The 23,130-nt window shown below is 68.1% G+C and carries 20 protein-coding genes; 10 read left to right on the top strand and 10 right to left on the bottom strand.

Annotated elements, in window-relative coordinates; translation table 11 throughout:
• Nucleotides 1-60: 60 nt before the first annotated feature.
• Together DID98_RS01155 and DID98_RS01150 are read right to left on the bottom strand one after the other, a co-directional pair.
• Nucleotides 61-1,716: a glycoside hydrolase family 32 protein gene (locus tag DID98_RS01155; protein ID WP_124519535.1), complete on the bottom strand. Its 1,656-nt coding sequence runs from the start codon at nt 1,714-1,716 to the stop codon at nt 61-63.
• 199 nt (nt 1,717-1,915) lie between these two features.
• Nucleotides 1,916-3,478 carry a glycoside hydrolase family 68 protein gene (locus DID98_RS01150; RefSeq protein ID WP_124519533.1) on the bottom strand — a complete coding sequence of 521 codons (1,563 nt, stop codon included), beginning with the start codon at nt 3,476-3,478 and terminating at the stop codon, nt 1,916-1,918.
• Nucleotides 3,479-3,645: 167 nt separating this feature from the next.
• Here DID98_RS01150 and DID98_RS01145 point away from each other — a divergent pair, with 167 nt between their 5' ends.
• The 5 genes from DID98_RS01145 to DID98_RS01125 all read left to right on the top strand — a co-directional run bounded on the left by DID98_RS01145 (nt 3,646) and on the right by DID98_RS01125 (nt 8,819).
• On the top strand, nt 3,646-4,680 hold the full coding sequence (locus DID98_RS01145; protein ID WP_124484916.1) for a substrate-binding domain-containing protein: 1,035 nt from the start codon (nt 3,646-3,648) through the stop codon (nt 4,678-4,680).
• A gap of 373 nt (nt 4,681-5,053) precedes the next feature.
• Complete coding sequence (locus DID98_RS01140) at nt 5,054-5,740, top strand: type 1 glutamine amidotransferase domain-containing protein (RefSeq protein WP_044843008.1); 687 nt, start codon at nt 5,054-5,056, stop codon at nt 5,738-5,740.
• A 145-nt stretch (nt 5,741-5,885) separates the two neighbouring features.
• Nucleotides 5,886-6,995, top strand: coding sequence for an NADH:flavin oxidoreductase/NADH oxidase (locus tag DID98_RS01135; RefSeq protein ID WP_044843009.1), 1,110 nt, complete (start codon nt 5,886-5,888; stop codon nt 6,993-6,995).
• 159 nt (nt 6,996-7,154) lie between these two features.
• Nucleotides 7,155-8,225 (top strand): AI-2E family transporter, encoded by a 1,071-nt coding sequence (locus tag DID98_RS01130; RefSeq protein WP_124519532.1) that lies wholly within the window; start codon nt 7,155-7,157, stop codon nt 8,223-8,225.
• A gap of 219 nt (nt 8,226-8,444) precedes the next feature.
• Nucleotides 8,445-8,819, top strand: coding sequence for a hypothetical protein (locus tag DID98_RS01125; protein WP_044843011.1), 375 nt, complete (start codon nt 8,445-8,447; stop codon nt 8,817-8,819).
• 46 nt (nt 8,820-8,865) lie between these two features.
• Here the strand turns inward: DID98_RS01125 and DID98_RS01120 are convergent, their stop codons facing one another.
• Entirely contained in the window at nt 8,866-9,660 is a 795-nt protein-coding gene (locus DID98_RS01120; protein WP_124484914.1) for an SDR family NAD(P)-dependent oxidoreductase, read from the bottom strand.
• A gap of 160 nt (nt 9,661-9,820) precedes the next feature.
• On the opposite strand from DID98_RS01120, the gene DID98_RS01115 reads away from it, so the two are divergent.
• A complete protein-coding gene (locus DID98_RS01115) occupies nt 9,821-10,669 on the top strand; it encodes an AraC family transcriptional regulator (protein WP_185500283.1) in 849 nt (282 codons plus the stop codon).
• 54 nt (nt 10,670-10,723) lie between these two features.
• Here DID98_RS01115 and DID98_RS01110 read toward each other — a convergent pair whose 3' ends face one another.
• From DID98_RS01110 to nthA, 4 genes are all read right to left on the bottom strand, one after another.
• Nucleotides 10,724-11,329: a LysE family translocator gene (locus DID98_RS01110; RefSeq protein ID WP_124519529.1), complete on the bottom strand. Its 606-nt coding sequence runs from the start codon at nt 11,327-11,329 to the stop codon at nt 10,724-10,726.
• A gap of 184 nt (nt 11,330-11,513) precedes the next feature.
• The gene (locus tag DID98_RS01105) at nt 11,514-12,776 is read right to left on the bottom strand and encodes a GTP-binding protein (protein WP_124570035.1); all 1,263 of its coding nucleotides are present in this window, start codon (nt 12,774-12,776) and stop codon (nt 11,514-11,516) included.
• The gene (gene nthB / locus DID98_RS01100) at nt 12,773-13,426 is read right to left on the bottom strand and encodes a nitrile hydratase subunit beta (RefSeq protein WP_124519646.1); all 654 of its coding nucleotides are present in this window, start codon (nt 13,424-13,426) and stop codon (nt 12,773-12,775) included. Before nthB ends, DID98_RS01105 begins: the two co-directional genes overlap by 4 nt.
• A gap of 47 nt (nt 13,427-13,473) precedes the next feature.
• On the bottom strand, nt 13,474-14,073 hold the full coding sequence (gene nthA, locus DID98_RS01095; RefSeq protein WP_124519526.1) for a nitrile hydratase subunit alpha: 600 nt from the start codon (nt 14,071-14,073) through the stop codon (nt 13,474-13,476).
• A 513-nt stretch (nt 14,074-14,586) separates the two neighbouring features.
• Between nthA and DID98_RS01090 the strand changes: the two genes are divergently transcribed.
• From DID98_RS01090 to DID98_RS01075, 4 genes are all read left to right on the top strand, one after another.
• On the top strand, nt 14,587-15,483 hold the full coding sequence (locus tag DID98_RS01090) for a transporter (protein WP_124519644.1): 897 nt from the start codon (nt 14,587-14,589) through the stop codon (nt 15,481-15,483).
• A gap of 95 nt (nt 15,484-15,578) precedes the next feature.
• Nucleotides 15,579-16,637: a phenylacetaldoxime dehydratase family protein gene (locus DID98_RS01085; RefSeq protein WP_124519525.1), complete on the top strand. Its 1,059-nt coding sequence runs from the start codon at nt 15,579-15,581 to the stop codon at nt 16,635-16,637.
• Nucleotides 16,638-16,693: 56 nt separating this feature from the next.
• Entirely contained in the window at nt 16,694-18,220 is a 1,527-nt protein-coding gene (locus tag DID98_RS01080) for an amidase (RefSeq protein ID WP_124519641.1), read from the top strand.
• A 144-nt stretch (nt 18,221-18,364) separates the two neighbouring features.
• Entirely contained in the window at nt 18,365-19,405 is a 1,041-nt protein-coding gene (locus DID98_RS01075) for a helix-turn-helix domain-containing protein (RefSeq protein WP_044843148.1), read from the top strand.
• Between the two features lie 72 nt (nt 19,406-19,477).
• On the opposite strand, the gene DID98_RS01070 is transcribed toward DID98_RS01075, so the two are convergent.
• Genes DID98_RS01070 through DID98_RS01060 form a run of 3 tightly spaced genes read right to left on the bottom strand, consistent with a single transcriptional unit; the run spans nt 19,478 to nt 23,130 of the window.
• Nucleotides 19,478-20,926, bottom strand: a complete 1,449-nt coding sequence (locus DID98_RS01070; protein ID WP_124519639.1) for a heavy metal sensor histidine kinase — start codon at nt 20,924-20,926, stop codon at nt 19,478-19,480.
• Nucleotides 20,923-21,618, bottom strand: a complete 696-nt coding sequence (locus DID98_RS01065; RefSeq protein ID WP_044843022.1) for a heavy metal response regulator transcription factor — start codon at nt 21,616-21,618, stop codon at nt 20,923-20,925. Before DID98_RS01065 ends, DID98_RS01070 begins: the two co-directional genes overlap by 4 nt.
• 21 nt (nt 21,619-21,639) lie before the next feature.
• Nucleotides 21,640-23,130 carry an efflux transporter outer membrane subunit gene (locus DID98_RS01060; RefSeq protein WP_124519905.1) on the bottom strand — a complete coding sequence of 497 codons (1,491 nt, stop codon included), beginning with the start codon at nt 23,128-23,130 and terminating at the stop codon, nt 21,640-21,642.

Here is a 23,130-nt window from a genome sequence, read left to right as displayed (position 1 = left end):
GCGGGGCTGCACGGCCTGACGCGAGGTCGGGCTGTGCAGCCCCGCCGTGCAACCGCATCGCTAGCGTGATGCACAGGCGTCACGGACGTCGCCGGCCTGATCGCGTCCGTGGAGCTGTGTGACCGTCAACCCCGAGAACGTCGCGCTCCCGTGCTCGGCGAACACGGCGACGCGGTCCGCATCGGGCGGCGGGAAGATCAGGTCCGTCAGCGCGACGCGGCCGCCGTTCGCGAACACCTCGACCGAACCGCGATCGACGACGATTTCGAGCCGCAGTTGCCCGTGCTCGAGCGGCAGATCGACGATGTGCTCGCGGCTGAACGTGCCCGCGAAATCCGTGTCGCCCGAGCGCGAGCGATCGAGCGTCAGCGTGCGCTTCGCCGTGTCGTACACGATCCGGGTGCCGATCGAGCCATCCGCGGAGCCCCGCACGATCAAACCCGCGCGGGCCGCGCGCCGCGGCGCGATCGTCACCGTGATGCGCTGGACGGTGCCGCGCGTGGTGTCCGACAGCGCGCGCGTGGCGGACTCGACGCTCAGGTTGCCTTCATGCACGGCGGGCCGCCCGTCGGCCCACGCGTCGAACGCGGCTGCCGGCGTCACGATGAGCGTCGGTTCACCGCCGATCGTCTTCAACGCGAGTTCGCGCGGCACCGTCGTCGCGCCGCGCCAGGGCGCCGTCGGCGCTTTCGCCGCGTAGTCCCAGTTGCTCATCCATGCAATCGCGACAGGGCGCGCGCCCGGCGCGCCGGAGAACGTGCCGGCCGCATAGAAGTCGGCGCCGTGATCGACCCAGCGGAATCGTGCTGGATCGGAGCCGGCCGGTGCGACCCGGTCGGGGACGAACGTGCGGCCGTCGAAGTCGCCGACGAAATACATCGCGCCGGAACCGCCGGCGATCGACCACGGGTTGACGTTGACGATCATGACCCACTTGATGTGCCGCGGATCGTCGTCGACGGGCAGCGGCACGAGGTCGGGCATTTCCCACAACGCGCCCGCATGCGGCACGTCCGGCAGCGTGAAATCGCTCAGGAACGACCAGTGAATCAGGTCGTCGGAACGGTAGAGCTTCACGACCTGCGCATCGGCGACGACGGTCGTCATCAGCCAGTAGCGTCCCGGCGCGTACCACGACACCTTCGGGTCGCGGAACTGCTTCGATTCCGGATCGAGCGTGAGCACCGGATTGCGCGCGTAGGGCCGCCAGGTCGCGCCGTGGTCGAGGCTGTACGCGAGCGACTGCGCCTGCGTGCCGGCTGCGTGACCCGAGCCGTCCTTGTAGACGCTCGTGTAAAGCGCAACCAGCGGCGTCTCGCCCGCCGCGCCGAGGCCGGACGTATTGTGCGTGTCGGCGACGATCGAGCCGGAGAAGATTTCCTCCGTCGCGTTCGCGCGCATCGCGACCGGGTGCTCGCGCCAGTGGACAAGGTCGGTGCTGGTCGCATGGCCCCACGACATGTTGCCCCAGTCGTGGCCGAGCGGGTTGTATTGGTAGAACAGGTGATAGCGGCCGTTCTCGTACACGAGGCCGTTCGGATCGTTCATCCAGTTGCGTTGCGGCGTGTAATGCACGGCCGGTCGCCATTGCGGCGTGCCGTCCCCGGGCGGCGTGCCGCAGGGCGCGGCGGTGGCGTGCGTGCAGGCCGCGCTTGCCGCACACGCGAACAGCAGCCGGGCGATCCGGCGGGAAAAGCGAAAAAACGTCGATTTCATGCGGGGTTCCGTGCTTCGGCGCGCGAAGCGGGAAAGGAACGCGCATGCCGCTTGCGACGGCGCCATGCGCGATTCTGCGAAGGAGGGAGGCGGCGCGCACGCGACACGCATGACGTGCGCCGCCTCGACGCGGGCGGTGCCCGCCGCGTTCGTAGCGAGCCCTTTACGGACTCGTTACGGACGGGTGCCCGCGTCGCCGTCAGTGACCGGCGCCCGTCGCCGGCAGGTTCGCCGGGATGTCGCCGTAACCGCCGAGGCCGCCACGTCCGTACGTGCGGTCGACCGCCGTCGACGTGCCGTTGATGTTGACCTTCACCGTCGGCGCGAGCGTGCCGCCGCGACGCGGGCCGATCGCATCGATGAACGACTCGACGAGCCCGCCCGGCATCACGAAGTGCGAATACGACTGGAATTCGCGCGGGTTCTGGTTCGGGTCCTGCGAATACGGCGCGCCGGCCGGTGCGGAGAAGTCGGTCGGGTTGCCGAGCACGAGGCCGCTGCCGCCGTTCAGCGGCAGGAAGTCGCTGCGGATGCCGTTGCCGACGAAGCCGTAGACGCCGTCCGGCCCGTCGACGCCCGCGGCCATCGTCGTGCGGTGGCTGATCGTGAACAGGTAGTACTTGCCGTCCTTCAGATAGATCTGCGGGCGCTCGGTCTGGTCGTCGACGCAGTTCGCCGACAGGATCGGCGGCAGGAACTTCCATTCGGTCAGTTGCGGGTTCGTCGCGACCGCCAGGCCGACGTTGGCCTTTTGATACACTGCGCCCGAGTTCATCACGGCGTTGAGGTCTTCGCGGTACGGATCGTTCGGCGCGTAGCCGAGGTCGGCCTCGGTGCAGGTCCGGGCGCCGCGCTGGCCGCCCGTGTTGCCTTCGAACACCATGTAGGTCTTGCCCGGATGCGCGGGGTCGGTGAACACGAACGGATCGCGGAACGAGAAGTAGGTGTTCTGCTGGCCGGTCTGGTAGTAGTTGCCGTCCGGCTGCAGCAGCGCCTTGTGATCGTCGAAGCCGCTGAACCACACGTGCTTGTCGTCGGCATGGATATGACCGTCGGCGCGCGTGATGATCGCCTGCGGCGGCGTGATGTCGGCGCCGCCGGGCGCCGAGCGGTTGAACGACGTCGCGGTGTAGTAGAGGCTGACGTTGTCGCCCTGCGTGAGGCGCGCGGAGCCCGACCATTCGGCGTTGTTGGTCATCGGCGACGTGCCGAACACCTTGACGCTCGCCCCGTCCGGGAACAGGTGGCCGCCCCAGGTCCAGCCGCCGTTCGCGGGCCGCTGCGACGCGGGAATGCCGGCGCGGCGGTAGAAGAAGCCGATGCGCGCGTGGACGTGACGATCGTCGAACGTGTAGCCGGCATGCGGGTCGGCCGTGAGCGAGAAGATCACCTCCCAGCCCTTGTAGCTGAGCTGGTTCGCGCGCAGGTCGGCGAGCGGCCAGGTATCCCAGACCCACACGTTCGAGTTGATCAGCGGGAAATCCTGCGGGATGTCCGGCATCGTCAGCGCCTGCGGCAGCGAGTTCTTGTCGGCGCCGGCCGTGTGCGACTGCGCGACGATCTGGCGGATGTCCGCGCGGGTCCAGCGCATCGTGAAGTTGCCTTCGGGGTCATAGGCCTGCTGCGTATGCGGCGTGGGCGCGGGGGCGCCGGTGCTCTGCGCATGGGCGACGCACGACGCGGACGCGAAGGCGGCCAGTGCCGCGCCAGCGAACAGCAAACGTTTGGCCGCGGTCGCGCGGCAAAAAGGAAAGTAAGTCATGTAGGCGTAGTTTCCGTTGACGGTGAGAAGGAACTGCTGACGGGATATCGATATCCAAACCGGTTTGGATGCTAATTCAAACCGGTTTGGACGTCAAAAGATAAATATTTGACGGTAATAACTACCATTCGGCAATAATTGCTGCGCGAGCGGCGCGGCCGAATGGCATGCACAACGCGAGGAGCGACGTGAAGGTGAATCTGAAGGCACTGTCGGATGCGCTCGGGCTGTCGCGCACGACGGTCAGTCGGGCGCTGAACGGCTATGACGACGTGAGCGAGGCGACCCGCGAGCGCGTGATGAAGGCCGCGCGCGACCTTGGCTATGTCGCGGATCCGACCGCGCGCCGGCTGGCGACGGGGCGCTCGGATGCGATCGGCATCGTGTACCCGTTCGGCGCGGGAGATCTCGGCGATCCGCGCTTCGGCGAGGTCGTCGCGGGCATCACCGAACGGCTCGCAGAGCGCAATCTCGACTTCATCATCGCGGCCGCGCGGCCGAACGCCGAACTGGACACGTATCGCCGGCTCGTCGACGGCAAGCTCGTCGACGGGCTGATCGTCGCGCGCACGCTGGTCGACGATCCGCGCCTCGCGTACCTGCGTTCGCAAGCGTTTCCGTACGTCGCGTACGGCCGCACGCAAGCCGCCGAGCCCTACGCGTGGTTCGATTTCGACAACGAGGCCGGCGCGCGCGATGCGGTGCGGCGCCTGATCGGCTTCGGTCATCGCCGTATCGCGATGATCAGTGCGCCGCTGTCGCTCAATTTCGCGATGCAGCGTCGCGCCGGGTATCTTGCGGCGCTGCGCGAGGCCGGTATCGCGCCCGATCCGGCACTGCTCGTCGAGTGTCCGTTTACGCGCGAGGGCGGGCAGCAGGGCGTGCAGGCGCTGCTCACCCGGGCCGAACGGCCGACCGCGCTGCTGGTCGACAACAACATCGTGGGCGGCGGCGCGTTCCGGGCGCTGATCGACGGCGGCTTGCAGCTTGGGCGGGACATGTCGCTGATCGTCTACGACGGCGTGCCGCCGGACGTCGCGCATCCGCATCGCGTGACGGCGGTGGTGCAGCCGACCGGACATGCGACCGGGCGTGCGCTCGCGGACCTGATGCTGGCGTTGCTCACGGACGGCGTTCGCGGCCATCGGCTCGAGACGCCGGTGATCGACGCCGGCGATACGGACGGGCCGCTGCACGGGTAGCCGACGCGGCGCGAACCGGGGAGCGGGGCGCGCTCCGCAACGGACGTTGCGGCACGCGCTCCGTCGCAAAAGCCATGACGGCGGCAGGGCCGAATGGCGGGTTTCTAGACGACCGGTCTAATTCGACGCTATCATCCAGGCTCATGAATGCGACGTCGCGAAAATGCCATATCGCGCTGCGATGCTGGCTGGGCGCGCAGGTGATGCCGTCGCTTTTTTTCGAGCCATTTCTAGACGACTGGTCTATTAGGCCTGGCAATATTTTTGGTACGGAGCCGGCACGTTGACGCGCGCCAGCGGCCTAACCCGCAGGCGCGCCGTCGCCGCCGCCGCGACGCGGCCCCGTTCCCCCATTTCTAAGGAGTGTCCGATCATGAAGATTCTGGTTGTCCTGACCTCGCACGACACGCTCGGCGACACCGGCAAGAAAACCGGCTTCTGGCTCGAGGAACTGGCCGCGCCGTATTACACGTTCAAGGATGCGGGCGTCGAGTTGACGCTCGCGTCGCCGCAGGGCGGCCAGCCGCCGCTCGATCCGAAAAGCAGCGATCCGTCCGCGCAGACCGACGCGACGCGCCGCTTCGACGCGGATCCGGCGGCCAAGGCCGAACTCGCTGCCACGCGCAAGCTGGCCGAGGTGTCGGTCGACGATTACGACGCGGTGTTCTATCCGGGCGGGCATGGCCCGCTGTGGGATCTCGCCGAGGACCTGCATTCGATCGGCCTGATCGAGCGCGCGCTGGCGGCCGGCAAGCCGGTCGCGGCCGTGTGCCACGCGCCGGGCGTGCTGCGCCACGTGAAGGACCCGAAGACCGGCGAGTCGGTCGTGCGCGGCAAGCGTGTGACGGGCTTCACCAACAGCGAGGAAGCGGCCGTCGAGCTGACGGAAGTGGTGCCGTTCCTCGTCGAGGACATGCTGAAGACCAACGGTGCGCAGTTCGAGCGCAGCGCCGACTGGGCGCCGCATGTCGTCACCGACGGGCTGCTGATCACGGGGCAGAACCCCGCGTCGTCGGAGCCGGCAGCCGAGGCGCTGCTCGCGAAGCTCGGCCGTCAGTAAGCCGAGCCTGGCGCCGGCATGACCGGCGCCGGATGGTTTCCGTCGTCGGGCGCGACCGTCCCGGCGACGGCTCGCATCTTTCCGCCGTGCGCACCGCGCGGCGGCTCATCCAGTCGTTTCGCAGAACCAAGCAAAGGAGTGGTGGATGTCTGCCCTGTTCGAACCGTTCAAACTCAAGGATGTCACGCTGCGCAACCGCATCGCGGTGCCGCCGATGTGCCAGTACGTCGCCGAAGACGGCGTCGTCAACGACTGGCATCACGTGCATCTGGCCGGTATCGCGCGCGGCGGCGCGGGCCTCGTGATCGCGGAGGCGACGGCCGTGTCGCCGGAAGGCCGCATCACGCCGGGCTGTGCCGGGCTGTGGACCGATGCGCAGGCCGCGGCGTTTGCGCCGTCGGTCGCGGCGATCAAGGCGGCCGGCGCGGTGCCCGGCATCCAGATCGCGCATGCGGGCCGCAAGGCGAGCGCGAACCGTCCGTGGGAAGGCGACGACCACATCGCCGACGGCGATCCGCGCGGCTGGCAGACCATCGCACCGTCGGCGGTGCCGTTCGGCGCGCACCTGCCGAAGACGCCGCGCGCGATGACGCACGACGACATCGCCCGCGTGCAGGCCGACTTCGTCGCGTCGGCGAAGCGCGCCCGCGACCTCGGCTTCGAATGGCTCGAACTGCACTTCGCGCACGGCTACCTCGGCCAGAGCTTCTTCTCCGTGCATTCGAACCAGCGCGACGACGAGTACGGCGGTTCGGCGGAAAACCGCGGCCGTTTCCTCGTCGACACGCTCAAGGCCGTCCGCCAGGTCTGGCCGGAGCACCTGCCGCTGACCGCGCGTCTCGGCGTGATCGAATACGACGGGCGCGATGAAGCAACGCTCGCCGAATCGATCGCGCTCACGCAGCGGATGAAGCAGGAAGGCCTCGACATGCTGAGCGTGTCGGTCGGCTTCTCGACGCCCGACGCGCGCATTCCGTGGGGCCCGGCGTTCCTCGCGCCGATCGCGGAACGCGTGCGCCGCGAGGCCGGCTTGCCGGTGTCGTCCGCCTGGGGGATCGATACGCCGCAACTGGCCGAGCGCGTCGTCGCCGAGCAGCAGCTCGATCTCGTGATGGTCGGCCGCGCGCATCTTGCCGATCCGCACTGGCCGTACTACGCGGCCAGGCAGCTCGGGGTCGAGCGGCCGTCGTGGACGCTGCCCGCGCCGTACGCGCACTGGCTCGAACGCTACCGCGTCGCCGACAAGGCGGCCTGAGCACGCGTTGCACCGCGCGGCGGTGCGGCGTTCGCGGCACGCATTTGACGATGCTTGGCAGTGCGTGCGCATGCCGTTGCGGCGTCGATGGATAGAATGGCGGTTCGTACAGGCTCGCGGCCTGCACGACCGCCATTTTTTCATTTCGACCGAGGTGCCATGCGCGCACATGTCTCGCCTTCCCAGGATTCCGCCACGCGGCCGCGTGCCCAGCAGATCGCCCGCGCCGTGCTGTATGCGGCGCTGCTGGTGCTCGCGCTGTGGGTGATCCGCGATTTCCTGCCCGCCATCGCGTGGGCCTGCGTGATCGCGATCGCGTTGTGGCCGCTGCTGAAACGCTTCGAATCCCACCGCTGGTTTCGCGACAGGCCGACCCTGATCGCGACCGTGATTACCGCCGGCGTGTCGCTGCTGGTCGTGCTGCCGGTCGCGATCGCGCTCGCGCAGGCGATCTCGCAGGCGCACGACCTGCGCCTCTGGCTGCATTCGATCCAGGACAACGGCATTCCGCTTCCGGACGTCGTCGGCCGGTTGCCGTACGGTGCCGCGCAGGTCACCGAGTGGTGGCAGGCCAATCTCGGTCATCCGCTGCACGCGGGCAGCGCGATGCATGGCGCGAGCGGCGAGAAGTTCATCGCGTTCGGCCGGCAGTTCGGCACGAAGCTCGCGCATGCGCTGTTCGAGTTCGGCTTCATGCTGGTCACGCTGTTCGTGATCATGCGGGCCGGCCACAAGCTGTCCGGCGCGTTGCTGCAGGGCGCGCGGCGCGCGTTCGGCCGCGGCGGCGCGGACCTGATCGAACGGATGGTCTCGGCCGTGTACGGCACGGTGACCGGGCTGGTCGTCGTCGGGCTGGGCGAGGGCGCCATTCTCGGCGTCGCGTATGCGCTCGCCGGGGTTCCGCACGCCGCGCTGCTCGGCCTCGTCACGGCCGTCGCCGCGATGCTGCCGTTCTGCGCGCCGATCGTGTTCTGCGGCGCGGCGCTCTGGCTGTTCGTGCAGGGCGCGACCGCGTGGGCCGTCGTGGTGCTGGTGCTCGGCTTCGTGGTCGTGTTCGTCGCCGAGCATTTCGTGCGGCCGGTGCTGATCGGCAGCTCGACCCGCCTGCCGTTCCTGCTCGTGTTGTTCGGCATCCTCGGCGGGGCCGAGACGTTCGGGCTGATCGGGCTGTTCGTCGGCCCCGCGCTGATGACGGTGCTGACGATGCTGTGGGCGGAATGGATTGCTTGACGACGCCGCCCGTCGCGCCGCTCCGACGCATCGACGTCAGAAGGCGGGCGCGCGAACGCGCCCGGCACGGCCACGATTCGTGACGATCGGGCACGCGCCGGACTGCGTCGGGCAGCGCATCGGACACAAGTCTCTACATTTCTTTTCGATCCGGACCCAAAGGTCGAGTAGCATGGGGCTTTCGATCACGCCGGCATGGCGCAGCAGATTTCACCAAGCATGCGATTGATTCCGATGTCCCGCCCCGCAGCGACGCTGTCCCTGGCCGCCAGCTGCCTGATGCTGCACGGTTGCGCGTGGTTCGACTCGTGGCTGCCGTTCTCGTATTCGCGCACGCCGCTGGCGAGGGCCGCGTCGCGGCACGGCGCGACGCGCGCCGACGTCGTCCGCGCCGGCGGCAACCCGCGCAGCGTGTGGATGGTCCGCAACGGCAGCGGCGTCTGCTACAACTACTTCATCGAGCACGACAACGATCACCGGGCTTTCTTCGTCGTGTTCGACAAGGCCGGTGCGGTCACGCAACACGGCTTCGATACCTGCATGGACGCCGATCGCAAGGGCACGCTTCAATCGGACAAGGCCGCCTCGCGCTAGCGCGTCGCGCGGCCGCCATGCGCCGCGCGAGCGTGTCACGCAGTCGTCACGCTATCGTGTCGACCACGCCGCCATCGACGCGCAACGCCGCGCCCGTCGTCGCCGAGGCCTGCGGCGAGCACACGTACACAACGAGATTCGCGACTTCCTCCGTCGTCGCCGGCCGCTGGATGATCGAGCTCGCGCGCTCGCTGCGCACGAAATCCACCGCGACGTCGTCGATGCTGCGGCCCGTGGCGTCGGCCGTTTCCTTCAGCAGCGCCCGCACGCCTTCCGACATCGTCGGCCCCGGCAGCACCGAATTGACCGTCACGCGCGTCCCGGCCGCGAGTTTCGCGAGGCCGCGCGCGATCGCGAGCTGCGCGGTTTTCGTGAACCCGTAGTGAATCATGTCGACCGGGATGTTCAGCCCCGACTCCGACGAAATGAACACGATGCGGCCCGTGTTCCGCGCGAGCATCCCCTTCAGGTAGTGCCGCGCGAGACGCACGCCCGACATCACGTTCATCTGGAAGTAGTGGGCCCATTCGTCGTCGTCGATGTCGAAGAACGCCTTCAGCCCGTAAATGCCCGCGTTGTTGACGAGGATGTCGGCCTCCGGCGTGTGCTGCGTGATGCGCGCGACGCCGGCGGCGTCGGACAGGTCGGCCGCGACGCCGTCGAGGTCCGCGCCGGGTACGGCGCTGCGCAGCTGCGCGAGCGCGGCGTCGACCGACTTGTCGCTGCGTCCGTTGACGACGACGCGCGCGCCCGCCTGCGCAAGCCCTTCGGCGATCGCCAGCCCGATGCCGGCGGTGGAAGCGGTGACGACCGCGGTCTTGCCTGTCAGATCGATGTGCATGAGTGTATCGGTTGGAAGAGGGAACGGAACCCGCCGGGCGTGCCGCGGCGGCCGAATTCAAAGCTTAGGCGATCCGGCCGCGAAGCGTCGGGTCGCGGTTGCATCGCGCCGCGCAGTCTTGTACGGTGTGCGTTCGCCGTCCAATCCGGGAGCCTGTCGCGTGAGCCGTTCCGCCAACCCCCTCGCCATGCCGTCGCCGTTCTGGCGCGACGCCGCGCTGCCGTTCATCGAGGCGCGCACCGTCGACGACGGTCGGACGATCTGCTACGCGAAGCACACGCACGACACGTTTTCGCTCGGCGCGATCGTCGGCGGCACGAGCACCTACCTGAACGGCGCGACGAAGGAGCACGTCGGGCGCGGCGTGCTCGTGATCATCGATCCGGAGCAGGTGCATGCGTGCAATCCGTACGGCCCCGACGCATGGGCGTACCGGATGGTTTACGTGGACGTGCCGTGGCTCACCCGCCTGCAGCATTCGCTCGGGCGCGACCCGAACCGCGATTTTCACGGCTTTTCGCCGAAATTGACGGAACGGCGCGACCTGTTCGCACGGTTCGGCGGCTTTTACCGCACGCTCGTGGCGCCCGGTGTCGATCCGCTCGGCAAGGAGAGCGCGGCGGTCGAGTTCTTCACACGGCTGCACGGCGCGCTCGATCGCGAGCTGCCCGACGCAGCCCGGCGCGGGGCCGACAACGCGAAGCTCGCGCGCGCGGCCGACTACATCGCCGCGCATTGCCGTCAGGCCGTCTCGCTCGATGCGATCTGCGCGGCCGCCGACTTGTCGCCGTCCTACCTGATCCGCGCGTTCAACGCCCGCTACGGGATGACGCCGCATGCGTTCCTGATCGACCGCCGCGTGCAGTACGGGCGGGCCGAGTTGCGCCGCGGCCGGCCGATCGCCGACGTCGCGCTCGATGCGGGCTTCGCGGACCAGGCGCATTTCCAGCGCGCATTCCGGCGCATCGCGGCCGCCACGCCGGGGCAGTATCGAAGCGCCGCGAGCTGACCGGCGAACCGTGCGGCGGTGCCGGCGCCGCGACCACACACCGAAACAACGGCACTAAACGTCGAGCAGATAAAGCGCGCTGCCCGCGAGCAGCAGCGCCATCGCGCGGTTGAACAGCCGCATCCGCCGCGCATTCGCGAGCCGGTGCCGCAGCGACGCACCCGCATACGCCCAGCACGCGATCGACGCAAAGCAGATCACCAGATACAACGCCGCGAATTGCCACACTTGCGCGGGCTCGCCGTCGGCCGCATATGCGCCCATCGCAGCCACGCACGCGAGCCACGCCTTCGGATTCAGCCATTGCATCGCCGCGCCGGCCGCCGCCGACGGGCCGGCGACGTTCGGCGCAGCCGGATCGTCCGGATCGGCCGACAGCCGGCCGTCGTCGAGCGCGAGCCGCAGCGCGAGGTAAAGCAGGAACGCGATCCCCGACCACTGGGCGGCGGTGGTCAGCATCGGCCAGCGCGCGATCACCGCGTGCAGCCCGAGGCCGATCAGCAGGAACAGCGCGACGAAGCCGAGCGTCGCGCCGGCCGCATAGCGCAGGCTCGCGCCGAGGCCGTGGCGTGCGCCCGCGCTGAGCGCGACGATGTTGACGGGACCGGGCGTGATCGACGACGCCAGCGCGAACGCGGCCATCGAAACCAGCATGCTCATTGATTGCCTCCATGCGAATGTCAAAGTCGCATCGAGACTAAAGAAGCCGTGCAGGTCCGTATTGAAGAAAACTGCCCTCGGCGGCGCTGTCGGGATTCACGTCACGCTGAACCGGGCGCAGCGCTCACCGGCGACCGAAAGCCACTGGACGCTGGCGTTGCGGCCGAAGTCATCGAGTCTCGCGTCACGGACGGGCGGTGGTCGCGAGCGCGTCGAACGCGTCGGCTTCCGGAAGCTGGAGCCACGACTCCGGGCCTGCGTCGATTTCTTCGACCGTCAGCAGACACGCATCGAGTTCGCGACGCAACCGGACGTGATCGATCGACTGCCCGATGAACACGATTTCCTGCCGGCAATCACCGGTCGGCTCTTGCCATTTTTGCAGCACGCCATCGCGACGATAGTCGTCGTGCGGCCAGTCCGCCCGAGAAACGAATCGCCACCATCGCCCCACGTAACCCCACTGGAACGCTCCGCCCGTCTGCACGAGCATGGCGATGTCCGCATATCGGTGCGCAACCCAGACATATCCCTTGCAGCGAAGCAGTCGGCCGTTGGTCCAGGGGCGACGCAGCAACGCGAGCAGGCGCGCCGGATGAAACGGCGCACGTTCGCGATAGGTCCACGATGCGATCCCGTACGCATCCGATTCCGAGGGGCGCTCGTCGACCTGCATGCGTTGCATCCATCCCGGCGATTCGACGAGCGCCGGGAGATCGAAGCGCCGCGTATCCAGGACGTCTGACGGATCGACCTTGCCGTGCTGCATCGGCAGGATTCGCGCAGAGGGATTCAGCGACGCCAGAATGGCGCGCAGCCGGTCGAAACCCGCATGGCCGATCCGGTCGAGTCGGCTCACGAGAATCACGTTCGCGTATTCGACTTGTTCGATCAGCAGGTCCGACAGCTTGCGCGGCGGACCGGAATCGCTGCCGTCCGCAAGCGTGGCGTCGCGCGTGACCGGTTCGGCCGACGCGATCATGTCCTCGAACGTCTCGCCGTTGACCACCGTGACGAGCGTGTCCAGCCGCGCGAGCTCGCTGAGGCTGAAACCGTCGCGGTCGAGAAACGCGAACGTCTCCGCGACCGGCATCGGCTCCGAGATGCCGGTCGACTCGATCAGCAGATAGTCGAAGCGACGCTGCCGCGCCAGCGTGCTGATCTGCTCGAGCAGATCGGCACGCAGCGTGCAGCAGATGCAGCCGTTGCTCATTTCGACCAGTTCGTCCTCGCCGCGATGCAGCTCGACGTTGCGCCGCACATCGTCGGCGTCGACGTTTACTTCGCTCATGTCGTTGACGATCACGGCGACCTTCAGGCCGGCGCGGTTGCGCAGGATGTGGTTCAGCAACGTCGTTTTCCCGGCGCCGAGGAAGCCGGACAGCACGGTGACCGGAATCCTCGGCGGCGCGGCGGCCGGCGCTCGCCGGTGTTCCGGCGTCGTCATGCGTTCTGCCCGGACGCGCGATCCAGGTAGCCTTCGAACAGGTCGACCACGACGTAGCCGTCGTCGGCGGCGTCGCCCCACAGATCCTTCACGCGGAACTCGACATGATAGGTCGGCTGATGCGCGGCGCCGGTGTCGCCGTGCCCGATCGCGTCCGGGAATGGCCACGATTCGGTCGTCCGGTGCAGCACGATGCCTTTCTTGCCGCGAACGTAGCCCGGCGCGCGGATGTGGCCGCTGACGTATTCGTCGCGCACGACGACGCGATCGCCGACCTCGAACCGCGTCGAGTCGGGCGGCGCCGCCCGGCCGCCGGATCGCGGCGGGTTCGCGAGCCGGAAATGCGAACCGAGCGCGCGGTCGAGTTCGTCCTGCGTGAGCACGCCGGTTTCGACGAGCAAGGTTGCGGTCGCGATCACGTAGCGCTCGTAGTAGCGCGTGCCGACGTGCTGGCGCACGTCGATGCGTTCGACTGCGTGACGTACCTCGTCGACGCTGAATTTTTTCAGTTGGTCCACGCCGACGAACATCAGGCTGTACGCGAGATGCTCCCAGTCTTCCTTGAAGACCGGCTTGTAGCCGAAACTGTTGATCGTGTGCGGCACCGGGCCGAAACCCTGGAATCCGCCGAGGTCGTGAAAGCCGTCCATATGAGGTGATCTCCGAGATGAAGGTCGAGAGCGAAACGGGGGGCGCGTCAGTGCGCGCGCGGCAGCGCAACGCCGATCAGCACGTCCTTCGTGACGAGCGTGCGCAGTTGTTCCTCGGTCATGTGCTCGCTGCCTGCCGGCCGTACGGGCAGCACGAGATAGCGGCTTTCGGCGGTCGTATCCCAGACCTTCACGACGACGTCGTCGGGCAGGTCGGTGCCGAGTTCCCGCAGCACCGTGCGCCCTTCGCGGACGAGCCGCGCACGATATTCGAAGCCCTTGTACCACTCGGGCGGCAACCCGAGCACCGGCCAGTTCGTGCATGAGCACAGGCTGCAGACGATCACGTTCTTCAGCGTCGGTGTGTCCTCGATCGCGACGATGTATTCGCCCTGCGGGCCGGTGTAGCCGAACTGCGCACACGCGGCCGTGCCGTCCTTCAGCAGCAGTTCGCGAAATGCCGGGTCGACCCACGCACGCGCGACGATGCGCGCGCCGTTGGCCGGATCCCACGTCGTGGACATCAGCTCGGTCAGGCCTTCGATATAGCCGTCGGGGATCAGGTTCTTTTCTTTCATCACGCGAAACAGCGCCCAGGCACGTTCGCCGGGCGTCGAGGCTGTTTCCGCGGAAGGGGTCGCGCTCATCGTGGGGCTCCTTATGGTGGTTCGGGTTGACCGCCGCCGTGGCGTTGCGGCTGCCGTGGCGGGGTGCAAAGGCGTGGTGTCGGCCACGCTCGACGAGCAGGGTAAGAAGAGAAAAAGCGCGGTTCTTTGCCGGCACGGATCGGAAACTATGCTGAGACGGCCCCGCGCGCGCGGCAGGGGCCGGCGCGCATCGGATGCACGGCGATTCGCGGCATCGACGGGGCGCCCGGCTCGCGACGGCGGTCGCCCGCGCACGTTTTGCGACCGCCGTATGGCACTGGCAGCACAGGTCCGCCACAGCCAATTTCTTGTTCCGCCGGAAAACAGAAATGCGGATTTTGCCTTTCTATTCTCACCCTCAAGCGACGGCCGTTCGATGTCGCGAATCGCCGGCACTCCCGCGAGTACCGGCGGAACAACAGTCAGCCAGCACCCCGCGATTTGATCGTCCGGAAACGGTTCCCGTTCGTCGTACGTCGAGCGTGGCGGTGTCTGAGCATCCAGGTGAGGAGCATGATGGACAACGGCAACAGAATGAAACTGAAGCGAATCGCGCGCTGGATCGGCTTGTCGCTGATGGTCGTCGCATCGCATTACGCGGGCGCGGTCGAGGTCGATCCCGGCGACTACGAGCAGTATCCGGTCGGCGCGACGATCGGCGTGCTGTACTACAACTATTCGGCGACGAACGCGTACTATGCGAACGGCCACCGGACGTCGGATTTCGACCTGCAGTCCAATGTCGGCATCGCCCGTCTGCTGCATGTGTTCCAGCTCACCGACAGGCTCACGATCGATCCGCAGGTGTTGCTGCCGTTCGGTCACGTCAGCAGCTTCGGCAACGCCGGCACGCTTGGCAGTACGAACGGTGTCGGCGACGTGATCCTGACCGCGCCGTTGAAATTCCGCCTGAACGACGCGAAGGACGTCGTCGCCGCGACGGTCTACGTTTACGCGCCCACGGGGAGTTACGACCAGAACCGCGGTCTCAATCTCGGCGCCAACCGCTGGTCGCTCGATTTCCAGGCGGCCTACATCAAGCACTTTTCGCCGCAGTGGGCGCTCGATCTCGTCGGCGACGCGATCTGGTACGGCAACAACACGTCATACGGCGCGAGCGGCACGACGCTGCATCAGCGGATGAGCTACAGCGCACAGGCGATGGTGCGTTACATGCCCGATCCGGGCACGTCGCTCGGGATCGGCGTCACCCAGCTCTGGGGCGGTGAAACGAGCGTCGGCGGCGCGGACAACAACGACGCGCTTCGCACGACGCGCATGCGGATCACCGCGGCGAAATTCGTGACGAAGGCCGATCAGGTGCAAATCCAGCTCGGCACCGACCTGAGCGTGCGCAACGGCCCGAAGAACAGCCTGCTCGCCGGCCTGCGTTACGCGCACATCTTCTGACGACCCGCCTGCGCCGGGATACGCCCGGCGCAGGCCGCTCCTTGTCCCCCACGTCGAAACCTCGACATCCGATTCCCTTTCCAGAGAGGTCACGCATGGAATCCGCCATCGACAAACACCTGATCTGCCCGCGGACGCTGTCGCGCCGCGTCGCCGACGATTACCAGCCGCCGTTCCCGATGTACGTCGCCCGGGCCGCCGAAGACTTGAGCCAGGTCGTGATGGGCTATTTCGGCGTGCAGTATCGCGGCGCCGACAAGCGCGCCACGGCACTGGCCGCGTTGCGCCGGATCGTCGCCGATTTCGGTGCGCAGGACGGGCCGAACAACTTCGATCTGACGCAACACACCGACGACCAGGGCTACGAGAACCTGATTGCCGTCGGCTACTGGCGCGATCCGGCCGCGTATGCGCGCTGGATCGCGTCGCCGGCACTCGTCGAATGGTGGGCCTCCGACGCGCGCCTCGCGGACGGGATCGGCTACTTCCGGGAAATCGTCGCGCCGCGCGCCGAGCAGTTCGAGACGCTTTACGCATTCACGAGCGATTTCCCGGGCGTCGGCGCGATCATGGACGGCGTCAGCGGCGAGATCGAGGAGCACGGCTACTGGGGATCGATGCGCGACCGGTTCCCGATCTCGCAGACGGACTGGATGCGCGCGGACGGCGAGCTGCGCATCGTCGAGGGCGATCCGGCCCGAGGTGGCCGCGTGGTCGTACTGGCCCACGACAACATCGCGCTGATTCGATCCGGTCAGGACTGGCGTGCGGCCGAGCACGACGAGCGCCGACTGTATCTCGAGGAGATCGAGCCGACGCTGCGCAGCGGAATGGAATTCCTGCGCGACAACGGCACGGACGTCGGCTGCTACAGCAATCGCTACGTGCGCTCGATCGATCTCGACGGCAACGTGCTAGACGAGAGCTACAACATCGGCCACTGGCGCTCGCTCGACCGCCTCGAGCGCTGGGCCGAATCCCATCCGACGCACCTGCGGATCTTCGTCACGTTCTTCCGCGTCGTCACCGGGCTGTCGAAACTGCGGCTGTATCACGAGGTTTCCGTCTTCGACGCCAGGCATCAGGTCTACGAATACGTGAACTGCCATCCGCGCACGGGGCTCATGCGCGACGCCGTCGCCATCGCCCGCTGAATCCCGCCGGCACCGCCGGGGGCCGGCGGTGCCGCTTACCGAACTGGAGAACGTCGATGGCCATCAAACGCCCGACCCGCGAACAACTGTCCGACATTGCAGCCGGTTTCGGCTTTCATGTCGATTCCCGCCAACTCGCCGAATACGACGAGGCGCTGCAGGCGAACTTCGACGCGTACGACGCGATCGACGCGCTGCCCGACTATCTGCCCGTCGTCGCGTATCCGCGCACGCCCGGCTACCGCCCGGAAGGCGACGAGAACCGGTACGGCGCCTGGGCGCGCAAGAGCACGATCCACGGCGCCGCCGACGGCAAGCTGCGCGGCAAGACGGTGGCCGTGAAAGACAACATCTGCGTCGCCGGCGTGCCGATGCGCAATGGCTCGAGCACGTTCGAGGGCTACGTGCCCGATATCGATGCGACCGTCGTCACGCGCGTACTCGACGCCGGCGGCACGATCGCCGGCAAGGCGACCTGCGAGTACTACTGTTTTTCCGGCGGCTCGCACACGAGCGCGTCGGGGCCGGTGCACAATCCGCGCAAGGCCGGGCACTCGTCCGGCGGCTCGTCGTCCGGCAGCGGCGCGCTGGTCGCGAGCGGCGAGGTCGACATGGCGCTCGGCGGCGACCAGGGCGGTTCGGTCAGGATCCCGTCCGCCTATTGCGGCGTCTACGGGATGAAGCCGACGCACGGGCTCGTGCCCTACACCGGCGCGATGCCGATCGAGGCGACCGTCGATCATCTGGGGCCGATGACGAGCACCGTGCTCGACAACGCGCTGCTGCTTGATGTCATCGCGGGCGACGACGGGCTTGATCCGCGCCAGCGGGCGTTGCCGCCGCGCACCGACTATCTCGGAGGGATCCGCGACGGCATCGCAGGCCTGCGGATCGGCATTCTGCGCGAGGCGTTCGGGCTCGCGAATTCGGAGAAAGTGGTCGACGAGGCCGTGCTGGTCGCCGCGCACCGGTTGCGCAAGCTGGGCGCGAGCGTCGAAGAGGTGTCGGTGCCGCTGCATGCGGCCGGCACCGCGATCTGGCTGCCGATCGCGGCCGAGGGGGCGACGCAGCAGATGATGAAGGGCAACAGTCACGGTTTCAACTGGGGCGGCCTGTACGTGACCGGCATGATCGATCATCACGCGGGCTGGCGCGAGCGCGCCGACGAGTTGCCGGATACCGTGAAGGTGACGATGCTGCTCGGCGAATATTTCACGAGCCGGTATCGCGGGCGCTACTACGCGAAGTGCCAGAACCTCGCGCGGCGCTTGCGATCGGCTTACGACGCGGCGCTGCAGTCGTACGACGTATTGGTGATGCCGACCGTACCGATGCGCGCGTCGAAACTGCCGGAGCCCGGTTGCGCGATGTCCGAGTCGCTGACGCGGGCGTTCGAGATGCTCGCGAATACCGCGCCGTTCGACGTGTCCGGGCATCCGGCCATGTCGCTGCCGTGCGGGATGGCCGACGAACTGCCGATCGGGCTGCAACTGGTCGGGCGCCGCTTCGACGAGGCGACGCTCTACCGCTGCGCCTATGCGTATGAGCAGTCTTCCGACTGGCGGCAGACGACATTCGCATGACATGTCCGGAGCGGTAGCGCATCGCCGCCGCGCCGCGTGCCGGTCCGACCGGCAACGCGGCGTACACGGCGATCGATTGGACAATGCGCTTTTGAACGGGCACGCTACCGGCTGCGTGTTTGCTAACCCATGTGGGGCACGACCATGACGATGCGTCCTATCGCGCGCGCCGCAAGCGGCGACGCGCCCGGCCCGGCGTCCGACAGCCCGCCGGATGAGCGGACGAATTCGGCCATCGAGGTGGCGACCGAAGGCTCGCTCAGCCAGCGTATCGAATTCTGGCGCGAGACGATTCTGCGCCTGTTCGCGGACGTGCAGATCGCGGCCGTGCAGAAGGACGATTTCTTCGGCCAGGTGCGACAGCGCAAATGCGAAAAGATGCGAATCTCGGAAATCCACGCGAGCGAGCAGGCCGTGATCCGGCGGTATCGGCAGGCGCGCAGCGAGTATGAGGACAAGTATTTCGGCGTGTTGATGCTCGAGGGCAGCCAATCGGTCGAGCAGGACGGCAAGATCGTCACGCTGCACCCCGGGGATTTCGCGATCTACGACGCGACACGGCCGCACCACCTGCAGTTCGGCCAGTCGTGGCGCGAGATCGTCGTCAGCATTCCCCGCACGACGCTGAACCAGCTCGTCGTCGGGATGGAACACCGCACGGCCAGCCCGACGCAAACCGGCGAGGGCGTCGGCAGCGTCATGCGCGCGTTTCTCGAGCAGATGTCGTCGCAGATCGGTAGCGTGACCGAGGACGAGATGCGGCAGTTGTCGGATACCGCGATCTCGCTGATCGCGATGACGCTCGGGGGCATGCAGCGCAACGACCTCGCGCAGTCGAGGATGAAGGCGTTGACGCTGACGCGTGTGAAGCGGCATCTGCTCGAGCACCTGCACGACCCGGAGCTGAACCCGCTGATGATCGAGCGGTCGATCGGGATTTCGTCGCGGTACATCAACAAGCTGTTCGAGGCCGAGAACACGTCGCTGATGCGTTACGTATGGAACCTGCGGCTCGAACGGTGCGCGCAGGATCTCGTGAATCCGCAATGCGCGGTGCTGCGCGTGTCCGACATCGCGTTGCGCTGGGGATTCAACGACATGTCGCATTTCAGTCGCGTGTTTCGCGAGCGGTTCGCGATGTCGCCGCGGGCGTGGCGCGAGCAGGGCAGCAAGCCACGCGCGTGACGCGTCCCGGGCGCGTCCGTGGCGGGCACGCGGCGATCGGAAGCGGCTGGACTTCGACAGGCGCGGCCGCCGTCAATGCATCGCGCGCGGCGCGTGCGCAGGCCGCAGCGCGTGCGGGTCGCCGGCGTCGGCCGCGCGCAGCGGGCCGCTGCTTCCCGGTTGCGTCGACACCGAGAAGCCGAACGTATTGACGCCGCCCGCGCATGCGACGAACACGCTGCCGCCGTGCATCTCCGCGACGGCCTTGACGATCGACAGCCCGAGCCCGTGATTCTCCTTGCTGTTCGCGCGCGCTTCCTCGAGCCGGTAGAAGCGCTCGAACACGTGCGCGCGCTGCACCGGGTCGATCGGCTCGCCGGGGTTGGCGACCGACACGTCGACGAGCGTATCGCGCGGCGTGATCGTCACGTTCAGCGTCGCGCCAGGCGCCGAATGCTGGATCGCGTTGATCAGCAGGTTGGTCATCGCGCGGCGGAACAGCGACGGGTCGACGGCCGCGCGCGCATCGCCGTGCAGTTCGGCGCGCAACTGCGCTTCGTCGAGCGGAATCTCGAGGAAGTCGAGCATGCGGCGCACTTCGTCGGCGAGCGACACGTGCTTCAGGTCGGTCGCGCGTTCGCCGCGATCGCTGCGCGACAGGAACAGCATGTCGTTGATGATCACGCGCAACCGTTCGAATTCCTCGAGGTTCGACTGCAGCGTCTGGCGCATCCGGTCGACCGAGCGGTCGCGGCTCGTCAGCGCGACCTGGGTCTGTCCGATCAGGATGCTGATCGGCGTGCGCAGCTCGTGCGCGACGTCCGCATTGAACGCCTCGAGCCGCGCGTAGGTCTGCTGGATGCGTTCGAGCGCGCCGTTGAACGACGCGGCGAGATCGCGCAGCTCGGTCGGCAGCGCGTCGGTGTGCAGCCGCTGGCGGCGGTCGGTGGCGCCGATGGCCGCGGCGTCCTGCGACATCCGTTCGAGCGGCGCGAGCCCGAAGCGTGCGACCGCGCGGCTCAGCAGCAGCGTGATGACGGTGGCGATCGCGATCAGCGCAGCGAGTGTCCACGCGAAACGACGCAGCATGCGCTGCGTGCGCTCGCACGACGACGCGACGATCAGCTTCAGGTCGGGGCGCTCGCCGCTGCCTGCGATCGGGACGGTCTTCGTCATCACGTCGTAGCTGCTGTGGTTCAGCGCGTACTGCTGGAACGCGCCGAACGGTTCGCCGACGGGCACGCCGTCGACCGGACGGCCGAAGCGGAAGTCGGCGTCGGGGCTGTCGACCTGGTAGCGCGTCGACCCGTCGGGCGGTTCGAGGTCGGCGAGCTTTTCCTGCATCAGGCGGCCGCGCGCGGCCGTGGTCGCGTGCGACACGATCATCTGCGCGACCTTCGCGCGCGTGTCGATCGTCGCACGCAGTTCGGCGAGCAGCTGGCGCTCCATCATCACGAACAGCCCGCAGCCGACCAGCGTGAACACGAGCAGCGACACGATGCCGAACATCGCCGACAGGCGCAGGGTGATCGAGCGTTTCATGCGTGCCGCTCCGCGTCGCCGTCCTCGCGCGCCTCGAGCACGTAGCCCATGCCGCGGATCGTATGCAGCAGCTTCTCCGCGAACGGGCCGTCGAGTTTCGCGCGCAGGCGCTTGATCGCCGTCTCGACGACGTTCGCGTTGCTGTCGAAGTTCACGTCCCACACGAGTTCGGCAATCGTCGTTTTCGACAGCACCTCGCCGCTGCGCCGCGCGAGCACGCCGAGCAGCTGGAATTCCTGCGCGGTCAGGTCGAGGCGTGTGCCGTCGCGGGTCGCGCGCCGGCCGATCAGGTCGACGCGCAGGTCGCCGATCGAGATCAGCGTCGATTCCTGCACGCGCGCGCGGCGCGTCAGCGCGCGCAGCCGCTCGATCAGCTCGAGGAACGAGAAGGGCTTGGTCAGGTAGTCGTCGGCGCCGCCGCGCAAGCCCCGCACGCGATCGTCGACGCGGTCGCGCGCGGTCAGCATGATCACGGGCGTCTGCTTCTGCGCGCGCAACGCGCGCAGCACGCCGAAGCCGTCGAGCTTCGGCAGCATCACGTCGAGCACGACCACGTCGTAGTCGAATTCGACGGCCTTCCACGCGCCGTCTTCGCCGTCGAGCGCGGTGTCGACGACCCAGCCTTCCTCGCTCAGGCCGCTCTTCAGGTATTCGACGACTTTCGGTTCGTCTTCGACGATCAGGACTTTCATGGGTGGGTCCGCGTAACCGGGTTAGGGAGTGACGCTCGTGGCGGGTTGCGGGCCGGCCGCCGCGACGTCGGTCGGCGTGGCGCCGTCCCAGCCGCCGCCGAGCGCCTTCGCAAGAAACACCACGAGCGCCGCGCGCTGGCCCTGGATCTGCACGGCCTGGCGCTCGCTCGTCAGCAACTGCTGCTGGGCCGTCAGCACGTCGATGAACGGCGTCAGGCCGCCCGCATAGCGGTCCTGCGCGAGCGACACGAGCTTGCGCGCGTCGTCGACGGCCGCCGACGCCTGCTGCGCGGCCTCGGCCAGCACCGACAGGCCCGTCACCGCATTCTGCACCTCCTGGAACGCGGTGAGCACGGTCTGCCGGTAATTGGCCTGCGCGGCGACGTAGCCCGCCTGCGCGAAATCGACGCCGGCCTTCAGCTTGCCGCCTTCGAACAGCGGCTGGCTGACCGACGCGCCGATCGACCACAGCAGCGCCGGCACGGTGAACAGGCCGGAGAAGCGCGTCGCGTCCCAGCCGAGGTCCGGCGACAGCGCGATGCGCGGGAAATACGCGGCGCGCGCGACGCCGATCTGCGCGTTCGCCGCGGCCATCGCGCGCTCGGCCGATGCGACGTCGGGCCGGCGCTGCAGCAGGTCGCTCGGCATCCCGGTCGGCAGCGCGGGCGCGTTGATCGGCGCCACGCGCAGCGGCAGCGAGAACGCGGGGGCCGGCGTGCCGACCAGCGTCGCGATCGCCGTCTCGACCTGAGCGCGCTGCTGGATCAGCAACTGCGCCTGCGTGCGCGTCGCGTCGAGTTGCGCGCGCTGCTGCAGCAGGTCGAGGCCGGACACCGCGCCGAGGTCGTGGCGCGCGCTCACGTAGTCGAGCGCCTTTTGCTGCAGGTCGATCGAACGCCTGACGACGTCGATCTCGGTGTCGAGTTCGCGCAGCGCGAAGTAGCTCGATGCGAGATCGGCGCTCAGCACCAGGCGCGCGTTCGCGAAATCGTCGCGCGCCTGCTCGGAGCTGGCCTGCGCGGATTCGACGCTGCGCCGCACGCGGCCGAACAGGTCGAGTTCGTAGCTGACGCTCGCGGCGACCTGGATGTCGTTCTGCACGGTCGACATGCTCTTCGTCGCGTAGTTGGTCTGCGGCCGGTCGGCGGAGATCTTGAAGCGCTGGCCGCTCGCGTTCAGGCCGACGGCCGGATACTGCGCGGACGCGACCGATGCGAGCGTCGCCTTCGCCTGGTCGTAGCGCGCGGCGACGGCCTTCAGGTTCTGGTTGTCGCGCAGCGCGTCGGTTTCGAGCGCGTCGAGCTGCGCGTCGCCGAACGCGGTCCACCACGCCGGGTCGAGCGGCGCACGGGCCGGCGCGGCCGGGTGCCAGTAAGCGTCGGCCGGGTCGAGCCGCCACGCGGCGGGCGTCTCGACGGCGGGGCGCCGGTAGTCGGGGCCGACCGTACAGCCGGCGAGCGTCGCGACCGCGACGACGGCCACGACCGCTGCGGGGGGCAGGCAGGCGCGCAG

This window comes from Burkholderia sp. Bp8984 (assembly GCF_003853755.1).
Lineage (GTDB): Bacteria > Pseudomonadota > Gammaproteobacteria > Burkholderiales > Burkholderiaceae > Burkholderia.
Note: the sequence above shows the minus strand (reverse complement) of the source record. Positions and strands in the feature narration are given on the sequence as shown.

Coding starts and splice junctions, on each gene's coding strand:
- DID98_RS01155 (WP_124519535.1), bottom strand. CDS start 1,716: ATGAAATCGACGTTTTTTCGCTTTTCCCGCCGGATCGCCCGGCTGCTG.
- DID98_RS01150 (WP_124519533.1), bottom strand. CDS start 3,478: ATGACTTACTTTCCTTTTTGCCGCGCGACCGCGGCCAAACGTTTGCTG.
- DID98_RS01145 (WP_124484916.1), top strand. CDS start 3,646: ATGCACAACGCGAGGAGCGACGTGAAGGTGAATCTGAAGGCACTGTCG.
- DID98_RS01140 (WP_044843008.1), top strand. CDS start 5,054: ATGAAGATTCTGGTTGTCCTGACCTCGCACGACACGCTCGGCGACACC.
- DID98_RS01135 (WP_044843009.1), top strand. CDS start 5,886: ATGTCTGCCCTGTTCGAACCGTTCAAACTCAAGGATGTCACGCTGCGC.
- DID98_RS01130 (WP_124519532.1), top strand. CDS start 7,155: ATGCGCGCACATGTCTCGCCTTCCCAGGATTCCGCCACGCGGCCGCGT.
- DID98_RS01125 (WP_044843011.1), top strand. CDS start 8,445: ATGCGATTGATTCCGATGTCCCGCCCCGCAGCGACGCTGTCCCTGGCC.
- DID98_RS01120 (WP_124484914.1), bottom strand. CDS start 9,660: ATGCACATCGATCTGACAGGCAAGACCGCGGTCGTCACCGCTTCCACC.
- DID98_RS01110 (WP_124519529.1), bottom strand. CDS start 11,329: ATGAGCATGCTGGTTTCGATGGCCGCGTTCGCGCTGGCGTCGTCGATC.
- DID98_RS01105 (WP_124570035.1), bottom strand. CDS start 12,776: ATGACGACGCCGGAACACCGGCGAGCGCCGGCCGCCGCGCCGCCGAGG.
- nthB (WP_124519646.1), bottom strand. CDS start 13,426: ATGGACGGCTTTCACGACCTCGGCGGATTCCAGGGTTTCGGCCCGGTG.
- nthA (WP_124519526.1), bottom strand. CDS start 14,073: ATGAGCGCGACCCCTTCCGCGGAAACAGCCTCGACGCCCGGCGAACGT.
- DID98_RS01090 (WP_124519644.1), top strand. CDS start 14,587: ATGATGGACAACGGCAACAGAATGAAACTGAAGCGAATCGCGCGCTGG.
- DID98_RS01085 (WP_124519525.1), top strand. CDS start 15,579: ATGGAATCCGCCATCGACAAACACCTGATCTGCCCGCGGACGCTGTCG.
- DID98_RS01080 (WP_124519641.1), top strand. CDS start 16,694: ATGGCCATCAAACGCCCGACCCGCGAACAACTGTCCGACATTGCAGCC.
- DID98_RS01075 (WP_044843148.1), top strand. CDS start 18,365: ATGACGATGCGTCCTATCGCGCGCGCCGCAAGCGGCGACGCGCCCGGC.
- DID98_RS01070 (WP_124519639.1), bottom strand. CDS start 20,926: ATGAAACGCTCGATCACCCTGCGCCTGTCGGCGATGTTCGGCATCGTG.
- DID98_RS01065 (WP_044843022.1), bottom strand. CDS start 21,618: ATGAAAGTCCTGATCGTCGAAGACGAACCGAAAGTCGTCGAATACCTG.